22 protein-coding genes are annotated in these 17,614 nt (G+C 28.1%); 13 read left to right on the plus strand and 9 right to left on the minus strand.

Annotation, left to right across the window (positions count from 1 at the left end; genetic code table 11):
* The first annotated feature begins 7 nt into the window (after window positions 1-7).
* The 3 genes from Q0049_RS14745 to Q0049_RS14755 all read left to right on the plus strand — a co-directional run bounded on the left by Q0049_RS14745 (window position 8) and on the right by Q0049_RS14755 (window position 1,818).
* On the plus strand, window positions 8-574 hold the full coding sequence (locus Q0049_RS14745) for a YceI family protein (RefSeq protein WP_298121383.1): 567 nt from the start codon (window positions 8-10) through the stop codon (window positions 572-574).
* A 78-nt stretch (window positions 575-652) separates the two neighbouring features.
* The gene (locus tag Q0049_RS14750; protein WP_298121386.1) at window positions 653-1,222 is read left to right on the plus strand and encodes an aminodeoxychorismate/anthranilate synthase component II; all 570 of its coding nucleotides are present in this window, start codon (window positions 653-655) and stop codon (window positions 1,220-1,222) included.
* Between the two features lie 248 nt (window positions 1,223-1,470).
* Window positions 1,471-1,818 carry a hypothetical protein gene (locus tag Q0049_RS14755; protein ID WP_298121392.1) on the plus strand — a complete coding sequence of 116 codons (348 nt, stop codon included), beginning with the start codon at window positions 1,471-1,473 and terminating at the stop codon, window positions 1,816-1,818.
* Here the strand turns inward: Q0049_RS14755 and yaaA are convergent, their stop codons facing one another.
* On the minus strand, window positions 1,819-2,580 hold the full coding sequence (gene yaaA / locus Q0049_RS14760; protein ID WP_298121416.1) for a peroxide stress protein YaaA: 762 nt from the start codon (window positions 2,578-2,580) through the stop codon (window positions 1,819-1,821).
* A 170-nt stretch (window positions 2,581-2,750) separates the two neighbouring features.
* On the opposite strand from yaaA, the gene rlmH reads away from it, so the two are divergent.
* Window positions 2,751-3,224, plus strand: coding sequence for a 23S rRNA (pseudouridine(1915)-N(3))-methyltransferase RlmH (gene rlmH, locus Q0049_RS14765; protein WP_298121419.1), 474 nt, complete (start codon window positions 2,751-2,753; stop codon window positions 3,222-3,224).
* Window positions 3,225-3,269: 45 nt separating this feature from the next.
* Here the strand turns inward: rlmH and Q0049_RS14770 are convergent, their stop codons facing one another.
* Together Q0049_RS14770 and folP are read right to left on the minus strand one after the other, a co-directional pair.
* Window positions 3,270-3,917 carry a hypothetical protein gene (locus Q0049_RS14770; protein ID WP_298121422.1) on the minus strand — a complete coding sequence of 216 codons (648 nt, stop codon included), beginning with the start codon at window positions 3,915-3,917 and terminating at the stop codon, window positions 3,270-3,272.
* A gap of 1 nt (window position 3,918) precedes the next feature.
* Window positions 3,919-4,743, minus strand: a complete 825-nt coding sequence (folP, locus tag Q0049_RS14775) for a dihydropteroate synthase (protein ID WP_298121425.1) — start codon at window positions 4,741-4,743, stop codon at window positions 3,919-3,921.
* Between the two features lie 77 nt (window positions 4,744-4,820).
* On the opposite strand from folP, the gene Q0049_RS14780 reads away from it, so the two are divergent.
* From Q0049_RS14780 to Q0049_RS14820, 9 genes are all read left to right on the plus strand, one after another.
* Entirely contained in the window at window positions 4,821-5,363 is a 543-nt protein-coding gene (locus Q0049_RS14780; RefSeq protein WP_298121427.1) for a DUF1599 domain-containing protein, read from the plus strand.
* 57 nt (window positions 5,364-5,420) lie between these two features.
* Window positions 5,421-6,521: a BT_3928 family protein gene (locus Q0049_RS14785; protein WP_298121430.1), complete on the plus strand. Its 1,101-nt coding sequence runs from the start codon at window positions 5,421-5,423 to the stop codon at window positions 6,519-6,521.
* Window positions 6,522-6,538: 17 nt separating this feature from the next.
* On the plus strand, window positions 6,539-7,033 hold the full coding sequence (locus tag Q0049_RS14790; RefSeq protein WP_298121432.1) for a TlpA disulfide reductase family protein: 495 nt from the start codon (window positions 6,539-6,541) through the stop codon (window positions 7,031-7,033).
* 5 nt (window positions 7,034-7,038) lie between these two features.
* Window positions 7,039-7,791 carry a triose-phosphate isomerase gene (gene tpiA, locus Q0049_RS14795; RefSeq protein ID WP_298121434.1) on the plus strand — a complete coding sequence of 251 codons (753 nt, stop codon included), beginning with the start codon at window positions 7,039-7,041 and terminating at the stop codon, window positions 7,789-7,791.
* A 101-nt stretch (window positions 7,792-7,892) separates the two neighbouring features.
* Window positions 7,893-8,840: a tRNA-dihydrouridine synthase family protein gene (locus tag Q0049_RS14800; protein WP_298121435.1), complete on the plus strand. Its 948-nt coding sequence runs from the start codon at window positions 7,893-7,895 to the stop codon at window positions 8,838-8,840.
* 5 nt (window positions 8,841-8,845) lie between these two features.
* Entirely contained in the window at window positions 8,846-9,196 is a 351-nt protein-coding gene (locus tag Q0049_RS14805; protein ID WP_298121437.1) for a DUF2200 domain-containing protein, read from the plus strand.
* Window positions 9,197-9,869: 673 nt separating this feature from the next.
* On the plus strand, window positions 9,870-10,115 hold the full coding sequence (locus tag Q0049_RS14810) for a hypothetical protein (protein WP_298121439.1): 246 nt from the start codon (window positions 9,870-9,872) through the stop codon (window positions 10,113-10,115).
* Window positions 10,116-10,171: 56 nt separating this feature from the next.
* Window positions 10,172-11,263: a TlpA disulfide reductase family protein gene (locus tag Q0049_RS14815; protein WP_298121441.1), complete on the plus strand. Its 1,092-nt coding sequence runs from the start codon at window positions 10,172-10,174 to the stop codon at window positions 11,261-11,263.
* On the plus strand, window positions 11,256-12,785 hold the full coding sequence (locus Q0049_RS14820) for a vitamin K epoxide reductase family protein (RefSeq protein WP_298121442.1): 1,530 nt from the start codon (window positions 11,256-11,258) through the stop codon (window positions 12,783-12,785). The genes Q0049_RS14815 and Q0049_RS14820 overlap by 8 nt, the downstream gene beginning before the upstream one ends.
* Window positions 12,786-13,546: 761 nt before the next feature.
* Here Q0049_RS14820 and Q0049_RS14825 read toward each other — a convergent pair.
* From Q0049_RS14825 to Q0049_RS14850, 6 genes are all read right to left on the minus strand, one after another.
* On the minus strand, window positions 13,547-13,777 hold the full coding sequence (locus Q0049_RS14825; protein ID WP_298121444.1) for a DUF465 domain-containing protein: 231 nt from the start codon (window positions 13,775-13,777) through the stop codon (window positions 13,547-13,549).
* A gap of 19 nt (window positions 13,778-13,796) precedes the next feature.
* Window positions 13,797-14,501 (minus strand): sulfite exporter TauE/SafE family protein, encoded by a 705-nt coding sequence (locus tag Q0049_RS14830; RefSeq protein WP_298121445.1) that lies wholly within the window; start codon window positions 14,499-14,501, stop codon window positions 13,797-13,799.
* 2 nt (window positions 14,502-14,503) lie between these two features.
* Window positions 14,504-14,950, minus strand: coding sequence for a FixH family protein (locus Q0049_RS14835; protein ID WP_298121447.1), 447 nt, complete (start codon window positions 14,948-14,950; stop codon window positions 14,504-14,506).
* 11 nt (window positions 14,951-14,961) lie between these two features.
* Complete coding sequence (ccoG, locus tag Q0049_RS14840; protein ID WP_298121450.1) at window positions 14,962-16,389, minus strand: cytochrome c oxidase accessory protein CcoG; 1,428 nt, start codon at window positions 16,387-16,389, stop codon at window positions 14,962-14,964.
* Window positions 16,390-16,479: 90 nt separating this feature from the next.
* Window positions 16,480-17,418 (minus strand): cbb3-type cytochrome c oxidase N-terminal domain-containing protein, encoded by a 939-nt coding sequence (locus Q0049_RS14845; RefSeq protein ID WP_298121453.1) that lies wholly within the window; start codon window positions 17,416-17,418, stop codon window positions 16,480-16,482.
* 24 nt (window positions 17,419-17,442) lie between these two features.
* On the minus strand, window positions 17,443-17,613 hold the full coding sequence (locus Q0049_RS14850) for a CcoQ/FixQ family Cbb3-type cytochrome c oxidase assembly chaperone (RefSeq protein WP_298121455.1): 171 nt from the start codon (window positions 17,611-17,613) through the stop codon (window positions 17,443-17,445).
* Between the last annotated feature and the right edge of the window lies 1 nt (window position 17,614).

Here is a 17,614-nt window from a genome sequence, read left to right on the forward strand (position 1 = left end):
AATTACAATGAAGAATTTAAAAACAATTGCAATCGCTTTACTATTAGTTGTTTCAACAGCTGTAAACGCACAAAACAAAAAAATTGATGTTAAGAAAAGTAACATCGAATGGGTTGGAAAAAAAGTAACAGGTCAACACAATGGAACAATCAATTTTTCTGAAGGAACTTTAGTTTTTAAAGGAAAAACTTTAAAAGGTGGTAACTTTACTGTTGATATGACTTCAATCAATACAACTGATTTAGAAGCTGGAAAAGGTAAAGAAAAACTTGATGGACACTTAAAAGCTGATGACTTCTTTGGTGTTGAAAAATATCCTACAGCTACTTTAGTTTTCAAAACTATCTCTGGAAAAGGAAATGGTTTATACAAAATCACTGCTGATTTAAAAATTAAAGACGTTACTGAAAAAGTATCATTTGATTTAACTGTAAAAGGAAATACTGCTACAACTTCTTTCAAAGTTAACAGAACTAAATATGGTATTAAATATGGTTCAGGTAGTTTCTTTGACAACTTAGGAGATAAAACAATCAATGACGATTTTGATTTAACTGTAAACTTACAGTTCTAATAAAGTGGGAATAATTACTATGAAAAGTAAGAAACCTTAGAGAGCAATCTTTAAGGTTTTTTTTTGTTTATTTGCTAAATGAAAGAAGTACTTGTAATAGACAATTATGATAGTTTTACCTTCAATTTAGTTCATTACTTAGAGGAATTAAATTGTAAAGTATTAGTGTTACGCAATGATGAATTTGAACTTGACGAAATAGCAAAATACGATTCAATAATACTTTCTCCTGGACCAGGAATTCCTTCTGAATCAGGATTATTACTTGGGGTTATTAAAACTTATGCTTCAACAAAAAAAATACTGGGAATTTGCCTTGGACAACAAGCTATTGGTGAAGTTTTTGGTGGTTCATTGCAAAATTTAAACACCGTTTACCATGGAATTGCAACTCCAATTACAACTTTAGTTGAAGATGAAACTCTTTTTAACGATTTACCAAAAACATTCGAAGTAGGAAGATACCATTCATGGGTTGTCAGTCCTGAGAATTTTCCCGATGAACTTGAAGTAACTTCGGTTTCTAACAATGGAGAAATTATGTCAATTAGACATCGATATTTCAATGTAAAAGGTGTTCAATTTCATCCCGAAAGCATATTAACACCTCACGGGAAAACCATTTTATCAAATTGGCTTTCAAATTAAAGCAGGTAAATTAAAACTTTATATAAATAAAATTATAAATCTGATTTATAATAATTTAAAAAATAGCAATAGATTTTTACTATTGCCAATTTTGATTGATTTTTAATATTTTTGTTAGAAAAAACTTTCAATTCATCATTCTTATTAACTAAAAGATTGATTTATCAACAGATTATTATTTCGAATCACAAAATAATATAAATTTGATAGAACGATTATTAATTTATTAATTTTAATTCAATTTAGTTATGGGACTTTTTCAAAATACAGATAAAAAAATCATCAAAGAACTTTGTAGAAAAAGCGAAGACATTAACAAAGACATTACTAATGAAATTGATGAGTTGTTTGTAGAGCTAAAATCAGAATACGAAGAAAACCGTAAAGTAGTTAACGAGTTTCACGACTTTGTAAACGAATTAAAAAATAAATTAAATCCTGATGATGCAACTAAACTTTTAGAATTCTCAACAAGAATGACAAAAGTAAAACGTTGTGCAAAAAAAGGTGTTGAAGCCATGAGAGAATTAGCTCGCGATCAAAGAAAAGCTAGGAGAGAAACTTTGAGAGAATATCAAGAATATCTTTATGTTTAACTATCTAGTGAAAACCAATTTATTTCCTTCACTCAAATTAGCATCAAAAGCATAACCTTCATAGTTAAAACCTTTTAAATCCTCAATAGTTTCAGCATTAGAATCTATAATGTAGCGAACCATCATTCCTCTCGCCTTTTTTGCAAAAAAACTAATCATTTTTAGTTTTCCGTCTTTGTAATCTTTAAACTCAGGTGTAATTATTGGAACTTTTAGCGTCTTTACATCAACGGCATCAAAATATTCATTACTTGCTAAATTAACAAACAATTCTTCTTTCTCAAGTTCTGAATTTAATTGTTTAGCAATAATTGGTTTCCAAAATTCATATAGATTTTTATTTTTTCCAATAGGCAATTTTATACCCATTTCTAAACGATAGGGTTGCATTAAATCTAATGGTTTTAACAAGCCATACAATCCTGATAAAATTCGTAGTTTGTCTTGCAAAACGTTAATTTTTTCTTCTGAAAGTGAATAAGCATCTAAACCAATATACACATCACCACTAAAAGCAAAAACTGCTTGACGCGCATTTTCAACAGTCATTTCAGCCACATTTCGTTCTTGATTACGTTGCCAATTCAAATCCGCTAATTTATCTGAAATCGACATCAAATCCATCAACTGCTTTGGCTTTTGTTTTTTCAAAACCTTATCTATAGTCTGTGATTGTTTAGAAAATAAATATTCTGTATTTTTTTGGGTTGGCAATTGACTTTCAAAGTCTAAGGATTTAGCTGGCGATATTACAATTTTCATGATGTAAAGTTAAATGATTTACTTTGTCTATTCAGCACAAAATCGGCTTGGGTCAAAAATACAAAATCTAGTTTAAAATAATATACGATAAAATGGTAAGTTTCGATGTTACTATTGAGAAAATCAATTACTATTTTATTATTTTTACCCACTTATAGAATCAAAAAAAGATGAATATCAAACTTCTTGCAATTGGCAAAACAGATAATAAAAATTTACAAACTTTAATTGACGATTACAGCAAACGATTGTCTTTTTATATCAAATTTGAATTGGAAATAATTCCTGATTTAAAGAATGTAAAAAACTTATCAGAAAGTCAGCAAAAAGAAAAAGAAGGAGAATTAATTTTAGCAAAATTAGCTCCAACCGATCAACTAATTTTATTAGATGAAAACGGAAGTTCTTTCTCAAGTATTGGTTTTTCAGATTATTTGCAAAAGAAAATGAATGCAGGAATTAAAACGTTAGTTTTTGTCATTGGCGGACCTTATGGTTTTAGTGAAGAAGTTTATAAAAAATCGCAAGGGAAAATTTCGCTTTCAGCAATGACTTTTTCGCATCAAATGGTGCGATTATTTGTTATCGAACAAATTTACAGAGGTTTCACAATATTGAAAAACGAACCTTATCATCATCAGTAAAATTAAAGTACGAGGTAAAAAATACGTGGTACGAAGTTTAAATCTTCAATAAATAAACTCCTCGTTAGTTAAATTCATTTTCGGAATTTGAACTTTAAGTTCGTTAATGAAAACATTATTTTTAATAAACTTTTCGTAGTTGCTTTTAATATCATGACAAAAAACGTACTTATTAGGTTTATCACTTGGAATCGCTAATAAATACCTAAATAAATCTTCTTTTTTAACTTCCGTGTTTTTATTACTAAAAGAGTCAAAAACTAAAATTTTATCCTCTTTTGTAAAATAAATTTGAACGCCATAATTTGGTTTCTCCAGTTTATAAATCACATTTGTAAAAGGAACAAATGCTAAACTTTTCTTTGTAATATCAGAATAAGAATAAAAGTTTTCAGATTCTTTATTACTATGTATGCTCGAAGCTTTTTTTGCTTGAACTTTCATTACTTCTGGAATGACTAATTTCAATGGCAAACGCTTGTCAATATTGAAAATAAAATTGGTTGAACTAATGGCATTTTTTCTGTTTAAATCGGCAATGGTATCTTTTCCATCAACTTTAAAAAAAATATAAATTGGAGACAAATCATCAACTTTTTCGACAATTGTTCTGTCAATTTGAGGCAATAAAACTTCCTGTTTGTTACATGAAACTAAGACTAGTGCAACAATTACTAACGCTATTTTTTTCATTTTAAAATTGTAATTTATTATGTAATTTAATACATTCAGTTGCTTCTTTAACATCGTGAACTCTTAAAATTTTAGCTCCTTTTTGTAAAGCAATAGCATTCAGGAAAGTAGTTCCGTTTAAACTATGATCTGTAGTTGTTTCTAACGTTTTGTATATCATTGATTTTCGAGAAATTCCAATTAACATAGGTAAATCTAACATTTGAAATAAATCTAATTTTTGCATTACCTCAAAGTTTTGTTCCAATGTTTTTGCAAAACCAAAACCTGGATCAATAATCAAATCATTTATACCAAAACTTCTAGCTTGATTTACTTTTTCTGAAAAATAGAAGATCATTTCTTTTACAATGTTTTCGTATTGTGTTAACGATTGCATGGTTTGAGGCGTTCCTTTCATGTGCATCATAATGTATGGAACTTGAAGTTTTGCAACGACAGACATCATTTGGGAATCTAAATTTCCTGCCGAAATATCATTAATCAAAGCTGCACCATTTTCAATTGATTTACGAGCAATTTCACTTCTAAAAGTATCAACAGAAATAATCGTTTGAGGAAAATTTTTCAAAACCAAATCAATAATAGGCAACAAACGATTTGCTTCTTCTTTTTCAGATACAAAAGCAGCATTTGGTTTGCTAGAATAAGCGCCAATATCAATAAATGTTGCTCCTTCATCAAGTATTTTTTCAACTTGATTTAAAATATCTTTTTCAGATTTATATTTTCCTCCATCAAAAAAAGAATCGGGAGTACAATTTAAAATTCCCATGACTTTGGGAGAAGATAAATCAATAAGTTGTCCTTTGCAATTAATTGTCATTCGATTTCAGATTTCAGATTTCAGATTTCAGAAAAAAAATCTGTACTTTTGAAAAATATAATACAAAGATACATTTAATGAAGAATACTTCACAAGAATACGATAAAGTTATTGGCATTTGCCGCGATTTATTTATCAAAAAAATGAGCGATTATGGTAGTGCTTGGCGCATTTTACGTTTACCTTCACTAACCGACCAAATTTTCATCAAAGCACAAAGAATAAGAAGTCTTCAAGAAAATGATGTTAGAAAAGTAGATGAAGACGAAACTGGCGAATTCATTGGAATCATTAATTATTGTATTATGGCATTGATACAATTGGATTTAGGTGTAGTTGAGCAACCTGATTTAGGTGTTGAAAAAGCAACACAACTTTATGATGAAAAAGTTGCCTTAACCAAATCATTGATGGAAGCTAAAAATCATGATTATGGTGAAGCATGGCGCGAAATGAGAGTTAGTTCGCTAACCGATTTAATTCTGCAAAAGCTACTTCGTGTGAAACAAATTGAAGACAATAAAGGAAAAACATTAGTTTCTGAAGGAATTGATGCAAATTATCAAGACATGATTAACTATTCAATATTTGCATTGATATTGATGGAATTTGGTCAATAACAATTCATTAACAACAGTATTAAAATATCTGTTTTAACTTTGTATAAAAATTAAAAAATGAGAAACATAATTACACAATTTTCAAGAATTTTCGTCGGAATATTATTCATTATTTCGGGGTTAATTAAACTAAATGATCCTGTTGGATTTTCGTATAAATTAGCAGAATACTTTAGTGAACCAGTATTTAACATGCCTTTTCTTGTGCCATATACATTGGCTTTAGCTCTATTTTTAGTGATTTTAGAAGTAGTTTTAGGAGTAATGTTATTAATTGGTTACAAAACAAAATTCACCATTTGGAGTTTACTTTTACTAATTGTTTTCTTCACGTTCCTTACCTTCTACTCTGCTTATTTTAATGTAGTTAAAGATTGTGGATGTTTTGGTGATGCATTAAAATTAACTCCTTGGGAATCATTTACAAAAGATGTTGTATTGTTGTTTTTCATATTGATTTTATTCTTCAATATGAAATTGGTAAAACCATTGTTTGGAGGAAAAGTTCAAAATATTTTAGCTTATTTAAGTGTTGCACTTTGTGCATTTATGGGATATTGGGTTTTAAATCATCTTCCGTTAAAAGATTTTCGTCCTTATAAAGTTGGAAATAATATCCAAAAAGGAATGGAAATTCCAGCCAATGCAGAAAAAAGCGTCATTGAAATGATTTTTATCTATAAAGTAAATGGCGTTGAAAAAGAATTTACTGAAAAAGATTTAATGAATTTACCTGAAGGTGCTGAATTTGTGGACAGAAAAGACAAAGTTATTAAAGAAGGATATGTTCCACCAATTCACGATTTTACACTAGAACTTGATGGTTCTGATTATAAAGACGAGTTATTACAAGAACCTAAATTACTTATTTTCACTACTTACGATTTAGAAAAATCGGATATTGAAGGTTTGAAAAAACTTGAAAAAATCAATCAAAATGCTAAAGCTAAAGGATATAAGGTTATTGGTTTAACGGCATCTGCTAAAGAACTTTCTGATTCGGTAAAGAAAAAATATGGTCAAACTTTTGATTATTATTTCTGCGATGCTATTGCAATTAAAACAATTGAAAGAGCTAATCCAAGTATCATTGTTTTAGAAAAAGGAACAATAAAACAAAAATTACATCATAATGATAGTGATGATTTAAAATTGTAATTAAAAAAAAATTAGCTATGAAAAAAATACTCTTAATTTTAAGTATCGTAATGACAACAATTTCTTGCAGCAATGCACAACAAAAACAATTTTCTGAACAAGCATTAAATGGAACTTTAACAACAAGTGAAGGAAAAGAAATTTCATTTAAAGAAGTTCTTGAAAAGCATAAAGGAAAAACCGTTTTAATAGAAGTTTGGGCTTCTTGGTGTAGTGATTGTGTAAAAGCAATGCCTAAATTAAAGGAAATTCAGAAAGAAAACTCAGATGTAGTTTACATCTTTATATCCATGGATAAAACTATGGATAAGTGGAAAGATGGTATCAAAAAACACGAAATTGTAGGAGAGCACTATTGGGTAAACGATGAAAAAGGAATGAAAGGTGAATTTGGACAATCGATTGATTTAGATTGGATTCCAAGATATATTATTGTTCGTGGCGACATGGAAGTTTCCCTTTACAGAGCAATTGAAAAAGACTTTGACAAAATCAATAAAGAACTAAAATAATAAAAATGAGAACGAAAATTGTTGCCGGAAATTGGAAAATGAATAAAAACAGTGAAGAAACTGAAGATTTATTAAATGAATTAATCGACAAACTTCCTGATGATAAAGAAGTACAAATTATTGTAGCTCCAACCTTTGTAAATTTGGCTTCGGCTGTTGACCATTTAGAATTTACAAATATTACTGTTGCTGCACAAAACATGCATCAAAGTGAAAATGGAGCTTACACTGGCGAAATTTCAGCAGATATGTTAAAAAGTATTGGTGTAAACACCGTAATTTTAGGGCATTCTGAAAGACGTTCTATTTTTAACGAAACAGATTCCATTATTGCTTACAAAGTTGATACTGCTTTAAAACATGATATGACTGTCATTTTTTGCTTTGGCGAAGAATTGAAAGACAGACAAGACAAACAACATTTTAATGTAGTTGAAAATCAATTACGTGATGGTTTATTTCACTTAGAAAATGATGCTTGGGAAGATATTATTTTAGCTTACGAACCAGTATGGGCAATTGGAACTGGAGAAACTGCTTCGCCTGAGCAAGCGCAAGAAATGCATGCTTTTATTAGAGAAACTATTCTTTCACGTTATGGAAATGATGTTGCTGAAAATGTTTCCATCCTTTATGGTGGAAGCGTTAAACCAGATAACGCTCAAGAAATCTTCAGTAAACCTGATGTTGATGGTGGATTAATTGGTGGAGCTGCTTTAAAATCAGATGATTTTGTTGCCATCGTAAATGCGATATAAGTAATAACTGTAAATATTATAATCCTCAATTGTGAAAGCAGTTGAGGATTATTTTTTATATCTAAATCTAATTATTCTATATTTGTTAATCAATTAAAACTATGACTCTTACACTACTTTCGTCACCATTACAAGGTTTTACCGATTTTAGATTTCGAAATGCTTTTCAAAAATATTTTGGTGGAATCGATACTTTTTATTCGCCATATATTCGTTTAGATGGGAAACTGATTATCAAAAATTCCTATCAACGTGACATTCAATTAGAAAACAATACTACCATAGAAGTCATACCTCAAATAATGACTAATGATGCTGATGAGTTTTTATTTGTTGTAAAATATATTCAAGAATTAGGATATAAAGAGCTGAATTGGAATTTAGGTTGCCCTTATCCAATGGTGATTAACAAAGGTTTAGGTTCTGGATTAATTTGTCAGCCATCAAAAATAGATCATATTTTAAATCGGGTTCACAATGAAACGGATGTTGTTGTTTCGATGAAAATGCGAATGGGTTATGAAAATCCGGAAGAAATTTTAGACGTCTTCCCTATTTTAGACAAATATCCTTTAAAAAATATTGCTATTCATGCCCGAATTGGGAAACAATTGTACAAAGGTGGTGTAAATTTAGATGCCTTTCAGCGATGCACTGAAAACACAAAACATAAATTGTATTATAATGGAGATATCACATCTGTTGAAAAATTTAAAGAACTTCAAGAACGTTTTCCAAGTATTGATCATTTCATGATTGGACGAGGATTAATTGCTGATCCTTTTTTGCCAAGTATGATTAAAAATAATTCAACTGATTATCCAAAAAATAGATGGCAAATTTTCAATGAATTTCATGACGCTATTTTTCATGAATATGATGCAGCACTTTCTGGGCCAACACCAATAAAAATGAAAATGCTTGGTTTTTGGGAATACTTTTCAACGTCATTTAGCAATCCACAAAAAACTTTTAAGAAGATTAAAAAAGCAACAAATCCAAGAAGTTATCAAGAAGCTGTAAAAGAAATTTTTAGTAATGAAAAATAACAACCATGGAAAATCACAAAGTATTTAAAATGTCTTTTGCTAGCGTTTACCCACATTATGTGACTAAAGTTGAGAAAAAAGGAAAAACAAAAGAAGAACTTCACACCATTATTTTTTGGCTTACTGGATATAACGAACAGCAATTACAAAATTTAATTGAAGATAAAACAAATTTTGAAGATTTCTTTAAAAATGCTCCTCAACTTAATCCAAATGTTACAAAAATTACTGGTGTCATTTGTGGCTATCGTGTGGAAGAAATTGAGGATAAACTCATGCAAAAAATTCGTTATTTAGACAAACTTGTTGACGAATTAGCAAAAGGAAAAGCTATGGAGAAAATTTTAAGAAGTTGATAGTTATATAGCTTTTTTGTTTCCGTAGATTACAGTTTAGTTTCCGTAGGTTACTTAAGAGTTTCGAAATTTTCTTTGAAGCTTCCGTAAGCTACTATTTAATTTCCGTAAGTTGTTATAGAGTTTCCAAATTTTCTTTGAAGCTTCCGTAAGCTACTATTTAATTTCCGTAGGTTACTTTAAAGTTTCCGAATTTTCTTTGAAGTTTCCGTAAGCTACTATTTAATTTCCGTAGGTTACTTTAGAGTTTCCGTAGATTCGTATTTTGTTTCGGCTTATTACTTTTTTTCTTCCTTATGAGTTTTGTCAAAGATTATCACAGATTAATTTATAAATTCTTCAGTTTTATCATTTTGATTGTATTTATTAAAACAAATAAAAAATGTATTACATTGGTTTATTAATAATTAAGATGAATTTTGACATAAAATTTTAAAATAATAAAACAAATAATAAGCTTGATAGATTGTTACAATTTTATTACCAATAAACATAAAAAAATAAATTTTCCATATTTACTGTAAATTTTTAAATACAGCTTGTCAGAAATTAAATACATTTTTGCCTCAAATTAAAACATCAATACATTTATTTTTTGGATAGTGTACATAGTCCTTTAATTAATTATGCTGTTTTTATTAAAAAAAATTATTAATATTAAAAAAATGAAAAAATGAAAAATTTCAAAAAACTTTCGAGAGAAGAAATGAGAAAAATTTCGGGTGCTTTAATAGCCGCTCCAAATTGTAAATCAGGAACAAAATGCTCTGTGAGATCATTAAATAGTTTTAACGAATTAGTTAGTGTTGAAACAGGATTTTGTAAGATGTCACAGTCTGGCTCATCTGTAACATGTTACTGTGATGCAGGAGGAACAACAAATATCAATGCGGGTGGTTTAAGCCATTGTTGGGCATAATAGTCTTTAATTTTTCGAGGTAATATTTACTATTACCTCGAATAAAATATTAAAATATGAGTTTTTTAAAAAAAATCATTTACTTATATTTTTTTACTGGAATTTTGGTTTCATGTAAAAAAGAAAAAAACAATGAAGGTATAATTAACGGGGATTTATACTTATCGAAAGATAAATTTGACGCAGTTGCAATCGAAATGCGTGGTTATGAATTATTGGGTGATTCAATAATAACTACAGATACAATTGAAGCAATTAATGGTAAATTCACCTATAAATTCAATGTTCCTGAATCAAAATTAATTCGATTCGAGTTGTTAAAGAAAAAAAAGTTCGTCGGCAGTTTATCATTAGCAAACAAAAATTATACAAAAAACTCAAAAACAATTCCAATGACATTTGGGAATTTTTATGTAGGAAATGAAAACATCACTCTAACAGAAAATACCAATATAAATCCTAGAAGTAGTAATGGCAAAAATTTTATTGTAAATAGTGATAATACGAAAGAAAATGATATTTTTCAAAATTTTAACACAAACAAAATACAACCTTTTGATATTGAATCAAATACGGATAGTTACGCGATACTACACAATTTATTCTGGCAAAAAGATAATTATTCAAATGCTGAATTAAATTCAATGATGCAATTGTTTTCTGACGATTTAAAACAGGCTAAATCCTATAAAATTTTAAAAAAGTACTTAGTAAAGAAAATTGATTTAGAAAAGAATGGTTATACAACTAATTTTAATTGGGTTGATATTGATTCTACAAAACATACTTTTAAACAAGCTTTAAACAATAAAAAATATATGCTTTTAGTTTTTTGGGCAAGCTGGTGTGGTCCTTGCCGTGCTGAAATACCAGATTTAAAAGAGTTTAACAAAAAATATGGAAAAACTATTAGTCTGGTTAGTTTAAGTATTGATGAAAGTTATGATAATTGGAAAAAAGCTGTATTAAAAGAAAAAATGCCTTGGTCAAATTTATCAGGCTTACCATTAGATAAATTTGGTATAAAAAAAGAATACAATATTGAAGCTGTTCCTAATTTGATTCTGTTAGATCAAAATGGCAAAGTAATTATTAATAATATTAACGAACTAAATGAAATTAAAAAATATATAGATACAAATGAGTGAATTAACTTTTTATAAGAAAATTTTAACAACTGGTAAAGTTAAATACACAAGTTCTATTTTAAGAAAAAACATTCTTTTAGATCCCAATAGTAATAACTTTTTGGGAATTGTTTCTATATTAAAACAATACAATGTAGGATGTGTATCAAAAAAAATAGAAACAATAGAATTAGAAAATCTAAATTTACCTCTCATAACTCATAGAAAAAATCCTGAGGAAATTGTTCTTTTAGAAAAATTAGAGAATGATATACTCTTTTATACAAATAATGATGGCTATTCTTACAAAATTAAAAAAAATGATTTTGAAAAAGATTGGACTCAAAATGTAATTGAATTAGACTTTCTTAAAGCTTTAGAAAAAAATTACATAAAAAATTTTATCACAGAAAATAGTATAAAAATATTTTTTTTTTTCATTTTAACAATCACTATAACATCTTTATTTGTAAACATAAAATTTCCCTATAGTTTACTCTATTTAGCTAATAATCTATTTGGTTTTTTTATCTGTATTAAATTATATAAAATCAATATTACACAAAATCAAGAAAAAAGTAAAATTTGTAGTGTAACAAAAAAAACTAACTGTCTAAGTGTTATCAATCATAAAAATTCAAAATTATTAGGAATAATTTCATACGATAAAATAGGCTTGCTTTATTTTAGTTACGCATTACTTACTCCTGTTTTTTTAGGTTTTAATGAAATGTTTCCTTTAATACTTGTTTTTGCAATATCTTCATTATTTCCTTTTTATTCAATATATTTTCAATATTTTATCGTAAAAAGTTGGTGCCCTTTATGTTTACTAATTCAAATAGGTCTTATTATAAATGTTGTATTTATTTTTTATTTTAAATACGAAGTTAGTTTTAACTCAATTATTATTGGACTTTTAATTTTTTTTATTATTACAGCTTTTATTAATTTATTTTCAAATATTTCAATAAACATTACAGAAAATAAATACTTAAGGAGGAGATTAAATCTTTTTATTAACAATGAGGAAGTTTTTGAAAATTGTAGTAACAAAAGTGCTCTATTAATTTCAATTCCAAAAACATTAAGTGTACTTACTGGTAATAAAGAAAGTGCTAATAAAATTACGTTTGTAACTAACCCATTTTGTAAATATTGTTCAGAAAAATATAGAATTTTGAAAGAAATTATTGAGTATGTTGAAGATGTTGAAGTTGAAACAATTTATTTTATCACTAATGACTTGGGAATAATAAAATCAATTACACAAAAAATGTTAGATATTTACATTTCAGATGGTGTTGAACAATACATTAATGCAGTTGATTATTGGTATTCGGAGGGTATTTATGATTATAATAAGTGGCTTAAAACCTATTCAATAAATAATGATATAAATACTGATTATGTTGATGAAATAATTAACATACATCAAGAATGGTGTAAATATTCATTAATTGATGCAACTCCAACAATTCTTTTTAATGATAAAATTTTACCACCTGAATTTGAATTAGAAGACCTGAAATATATAATCTAATGTTAAACTTCTCATACTAAAGATATCCAAATATTAAAAACTATAGAACTTTCCAAAAGATTGATAATTAATATCACACCAAAGTAATCAAAATTCAAACCAAAAAAAATATCAGCGAAAAAACTCGTATAGGAAGTTATCTTTTTAAATGTTTCCTTTGCTGCCAAGAAAATTAGTTTAAAACACTTGTGTCAAACTAAGCTTATAAATTAGATAAATTGCCATTTACTTGTAATTTAATTGTAATAAATAACATTATGTAGTTCATTAAAAATTAGAATCTCTAAGTTTAAAAATTAGTTACGAAAAAAATACTTACCGTAAACTAATCTATTTCTGATCTTGTCATTGGTTTAATAGAATACATATAACAAGAATTTATAAAATTTTGGAGAGGAAATAATACTAAAGAATCTTCTGAAGAAGAAATAGTATTGTTAGTAAAACCAAATCAAAGTTTTAATTATTTCGACAAATCAAAATTTAAACTCTGAAGATTAAATTATTGATGTGAAATTATTAAAAAAGATTTAAGTTTACGTGAGGGTTTTCTTTATCGGTCCATAGATATAACGAAAAGACAACAAGTAATTAAAAGAAAAATATACTTTAACTCTTTTATTTTAACTTAAAAACTTTTAGTTTATAAAACTAGAAATTAAGAAAATGAGAAATAATTATTTTTTTTATACTTAAAATATTAAATAAAAAAACCATTCACTAATGCGAATGGTTTTTCATTTCAACCCAAATTTAAATTACTATTTATTCAAATACTGATAAATACCATCTTTAAGATGTAGTAATTTTGCTTTTAATTCATGAGCAAACTCATCGATTACAACTTCTTCTCCTGTATTAATGTTATGAATTCTGTGCTCTAATTCGTGATACTCATCAAATAATTTTCTAAAATGATGGTCACTAACTTTTAGTTGGTGTATTTTTTCCTGATATTCAGGGAACTCGTGTAATAAATTGTGTCTTTCCATGATTTTAGTTTTTTTGTTTTTATTTATGGCAATTAGCATTGGCTTGTACAAACAAATCTAAATTGCTTGGTGATACATAATCAATATCTAATCCCATTCCTCTTAATATAAATAATGTTCCAATGACAACGGTAACTACAGGAATTGCTTTTTGGATTTTTCCTCTTATTGGAAAGCTTAAAAAGTTGGAAGCATAAACAACAGCACTCATTAAAGGAATTGTTCCAATACCGTATAAAAGCATATAGGAAACACCCATTAATTCGTTTTGCATTGCGATGGCTCCAAATAGCGCAGCATAAACCATTCCGCACGGCAAAAATCCATTTAACAAACCGATAGTAAACAAAGCATCGGGACTTTTTCTTTTGAATTGACTTCCCAAAGTAGATTTTACTTTAGAAATCAATTTATAAATTGGCTTCGAAAAATTATATTTTGCAAAAATTTTTTCAGGAACAATAGCAATTATAATCATCATTACTCCTACAACAATTGACATTGTTTGTTGTAATCCTGCTAGATAAAATCCTTTTCCTAAAAATCCAAATAGTAAACCTAAAGTAGCATATGCCGATAATCTACCTAGATGATAAGTTAAAATTTGTAACGCTTTAATCGATTGATTTTTATGATTTACAGGTAACATCATAGCAATTGGTCCACACATACCAATGCAGTGAAAACTACTTATTAATCCAAATAGTAAAGCGGTATAAAGCATTTTTATTGAATTACTGTTTCTTTGCTTAAAAATTCTTTGCCTTCATAAGACCAATCTACAGAAATGTCCCAACGACCGCCAACCAAATTACTTTTAGGTATGAGCAAATGTGGACTTGATAACGAAATTGGCATTTCGAAATCGAGCTTTTTGTTTGACGGTCTGTAAAAGGACACTTTTCCATTTATTTTTGTTATATCATATTCTTTAGGAAATGAAATTTTTATTCCAGCATTTGTTGAAATAATGGTTACACTTTCTGTCATGTCATGAGCGTTTTGCTCTTTTTCCATTTGTTCTTCAAAAGTCAATTCCTTTTGATAGTACTTATCAACTACTAATTCGTTATCATATTTACTATCAGATTGTACTTTGAAAACAAAATATAAAATGAAAGTCATGAATAATCCAAATGCAATTACAATTGCTGTTCCCCAATTTATTTTCATGATTTATTAATTTATTGATTGAAATTTCTTGGACCATTAAAATTTGTTGTTGCCGTTTCAATAACTTTTTTATCATTTAAAACTTCAATTTCAATTTCCATTTTTTCACCTTTTAAGGTACTTTCAGGGAGTTTTATAAACAAAGTTCCTTGAGCAACACCTTGATTAGGCACAACAACAGATTGGTTTCCAACCATTTTTACTTCACCTGAAATCCCAACTAATTTAAAAGTTACATTATTAAATGCTCCTTCTGTTTTATTAATAATTTTATAATTATAAATATTGCTAATGTTTTTTCCTTCATGCTGAAATAATTGTCCTGGCATGTGTAAAATTGTTGCTTCAACATCATTTCTCAAAAAAAGCATTCCGATGAAAACCCCAATCAATATTGCTAAAACAGCACTATAACCTTTCATTCTAGTGGTTAATTTGAACTTTTCTTTTTTTACAATTTCGTCCTCACTTGCATATCGGATTAATCCTTTTGACAATCCAACTTTTTCCATGATTGTATCACATTCATCGATACATGCTGTACAATTAATACATTCTAATTGAGTACCGTTTCTAATATCAATACCTGTTGGACACACATGAACACAAACTTTACAATCAATGCAATCGCCTTTACCTAGTGCAGTTCTGTCCTCATTTTTATTAAACTTTGCTCTTCCTTTTTCTCCTTCACCACGAACATAATCGTAGGCAACATTAATAGTTTTGTTATCTAATAAAACACCTTGCATTCTTCCATAAGGACAAGCAATAATACATACTTGCTCTCTAAACCATGCATAAATAAAATAGAAAATACCTGTAAAAATCAATAATGCTATAAGTGTGCTTTGATTTTGTGCTGGACCTTCTTTTATGAATTTAAATAATTCGTCACTTCCAATTAAATAAGCCAAAAAAACATTTGCAATGATGAAAGAAATTACAAAAAACACTAACCATTTAGTCAATCGTTTTCTGATTTTTTCACTATCCCAAGATTGCTTTGTTAAACGCATTTGTTGTGCTCTGTCACCATCAATCCAAAACTCAATTCTTCGGAAAACCATTTCCATAAAAATTGTTTGAGGACAAAACCAACCGCAAAAAATTCTACCAAAAGCAACTGTAAAAAGAGCTAATCCAACTACTCCGATAATCATAGAGATTACAAAAAGATGAAAATCTTGAGGCCAAAAAGGGAAACTAAAAATGTTAAATTTTCTTTCAAGAACATTGAACATTAAAAATTGGTTTCCATTAATTTTTATAAATGGTGCACTTAATAAAAAAGCTAAAAGTGCATAACTTAAAAGTTTTCTCTTATCATAAAACTTCCCAACTGGAATTTTTGGAAATATAAAAGCTCTTTTTCCTGATTTATCAATTGTTGAAATTGAATCTCTGAAATCTTCTTCAGGAACATTATTTGTTGCCATTTTTTTATTTTTTTTGGTTACATCAATTACATTTTGATAACCATAATTTTGAAAGGTCTTGAGCGAAACCCAAAACCTTTCCTCTTGATTTTATTTTGTTGTAGCTACTTTAGTTGAATCTGTTGCAGGTTTAACTTCAGTAGCAGGCGCAGCTTCTTCAACCCATTTTTTACCTTCAGCTGCTTTTGCACCAACAGGTTTAGAACCTTGAAGACTTAAAACATAACTTGCTATTTTTTGTATATCTGTAGGTTTAATGATTTTTTTCCAAGAAACCATTGATGGATTGTTTGGACTACCTTCAGAAATTACTTTATAAACATTTTTGATTCCTCCACCGTTAATCCAACTGTCGTCAGTTAAATTTGGTCCAACTAAACCTCCACCATCGGCTTTGTGGCAAGATGCACATGTATTAGTGAATATTTCTTTTCCTTTTGCAATACTTTCTGCATCGGTTAAAAGAGTTACTTTATCAACAGACATATTATCTGGAGTTGTAGTAGCATTTCTAGCTTTAAATTCTTCAGCCATTGCAACTTCTTTATTGAACTCTTCTGCTTGCGTATAATCGTCTATGACATGAAAACGTACTAAGTAAACTAACGCGAAAATTATTGTTGCATAAAATAAATTCACCCACCATGGCGGTAAAACATTGTCTAATTCTCTAATTCCATCATAATCATGATCTAACACTATATCGGATTCTTGCTCAATAGTTTTAGAACGAGTAAGTTTAGACATAATACCTTGATAGAATTTACTTTCTGTGAATGGAACAGATTGTGCTTCGTCTAATTGCTTTTTCTGTTCATCTGATAATAAGTGATATGTTACTTTATCAACTGCACCAACAACAATTTCGATTGCAATTAATAAAAATAAGAACACTGCAAGGAAAATAGAAACCATTGGAAACTTTATGAAAGCTGGTCTATCGCCTGAGTCAATAAAATATTCCAAAGCTGCAAATACTATTGCAAATATCAATGGAACTCTTACATATGATGGAATTAATTTTTTCATTGTCTTACTTTTTATATTTTATAATTATTCGTCTTTTAATGGTAGATTACTCATTTCTTTGATTCTTTCTTTACTGTATGTAAATGCCCAAACAGTATATAATACAAATGCTGAAAAGAAAATGATAAGTGAGATGATAGGGTAAATTGATACGCCATCAATTGTTTCTAGATTTTGTTTTACAAACTTTAACATA

Source organism: Flavobacterium sp. (assembly GCF_027484205.1).
Classification (GTDB): Bacteria; Bacteroidota; Bacteroidia; order Flavobacteriales; family Flavobacteriaceae; genus Flavobacterium.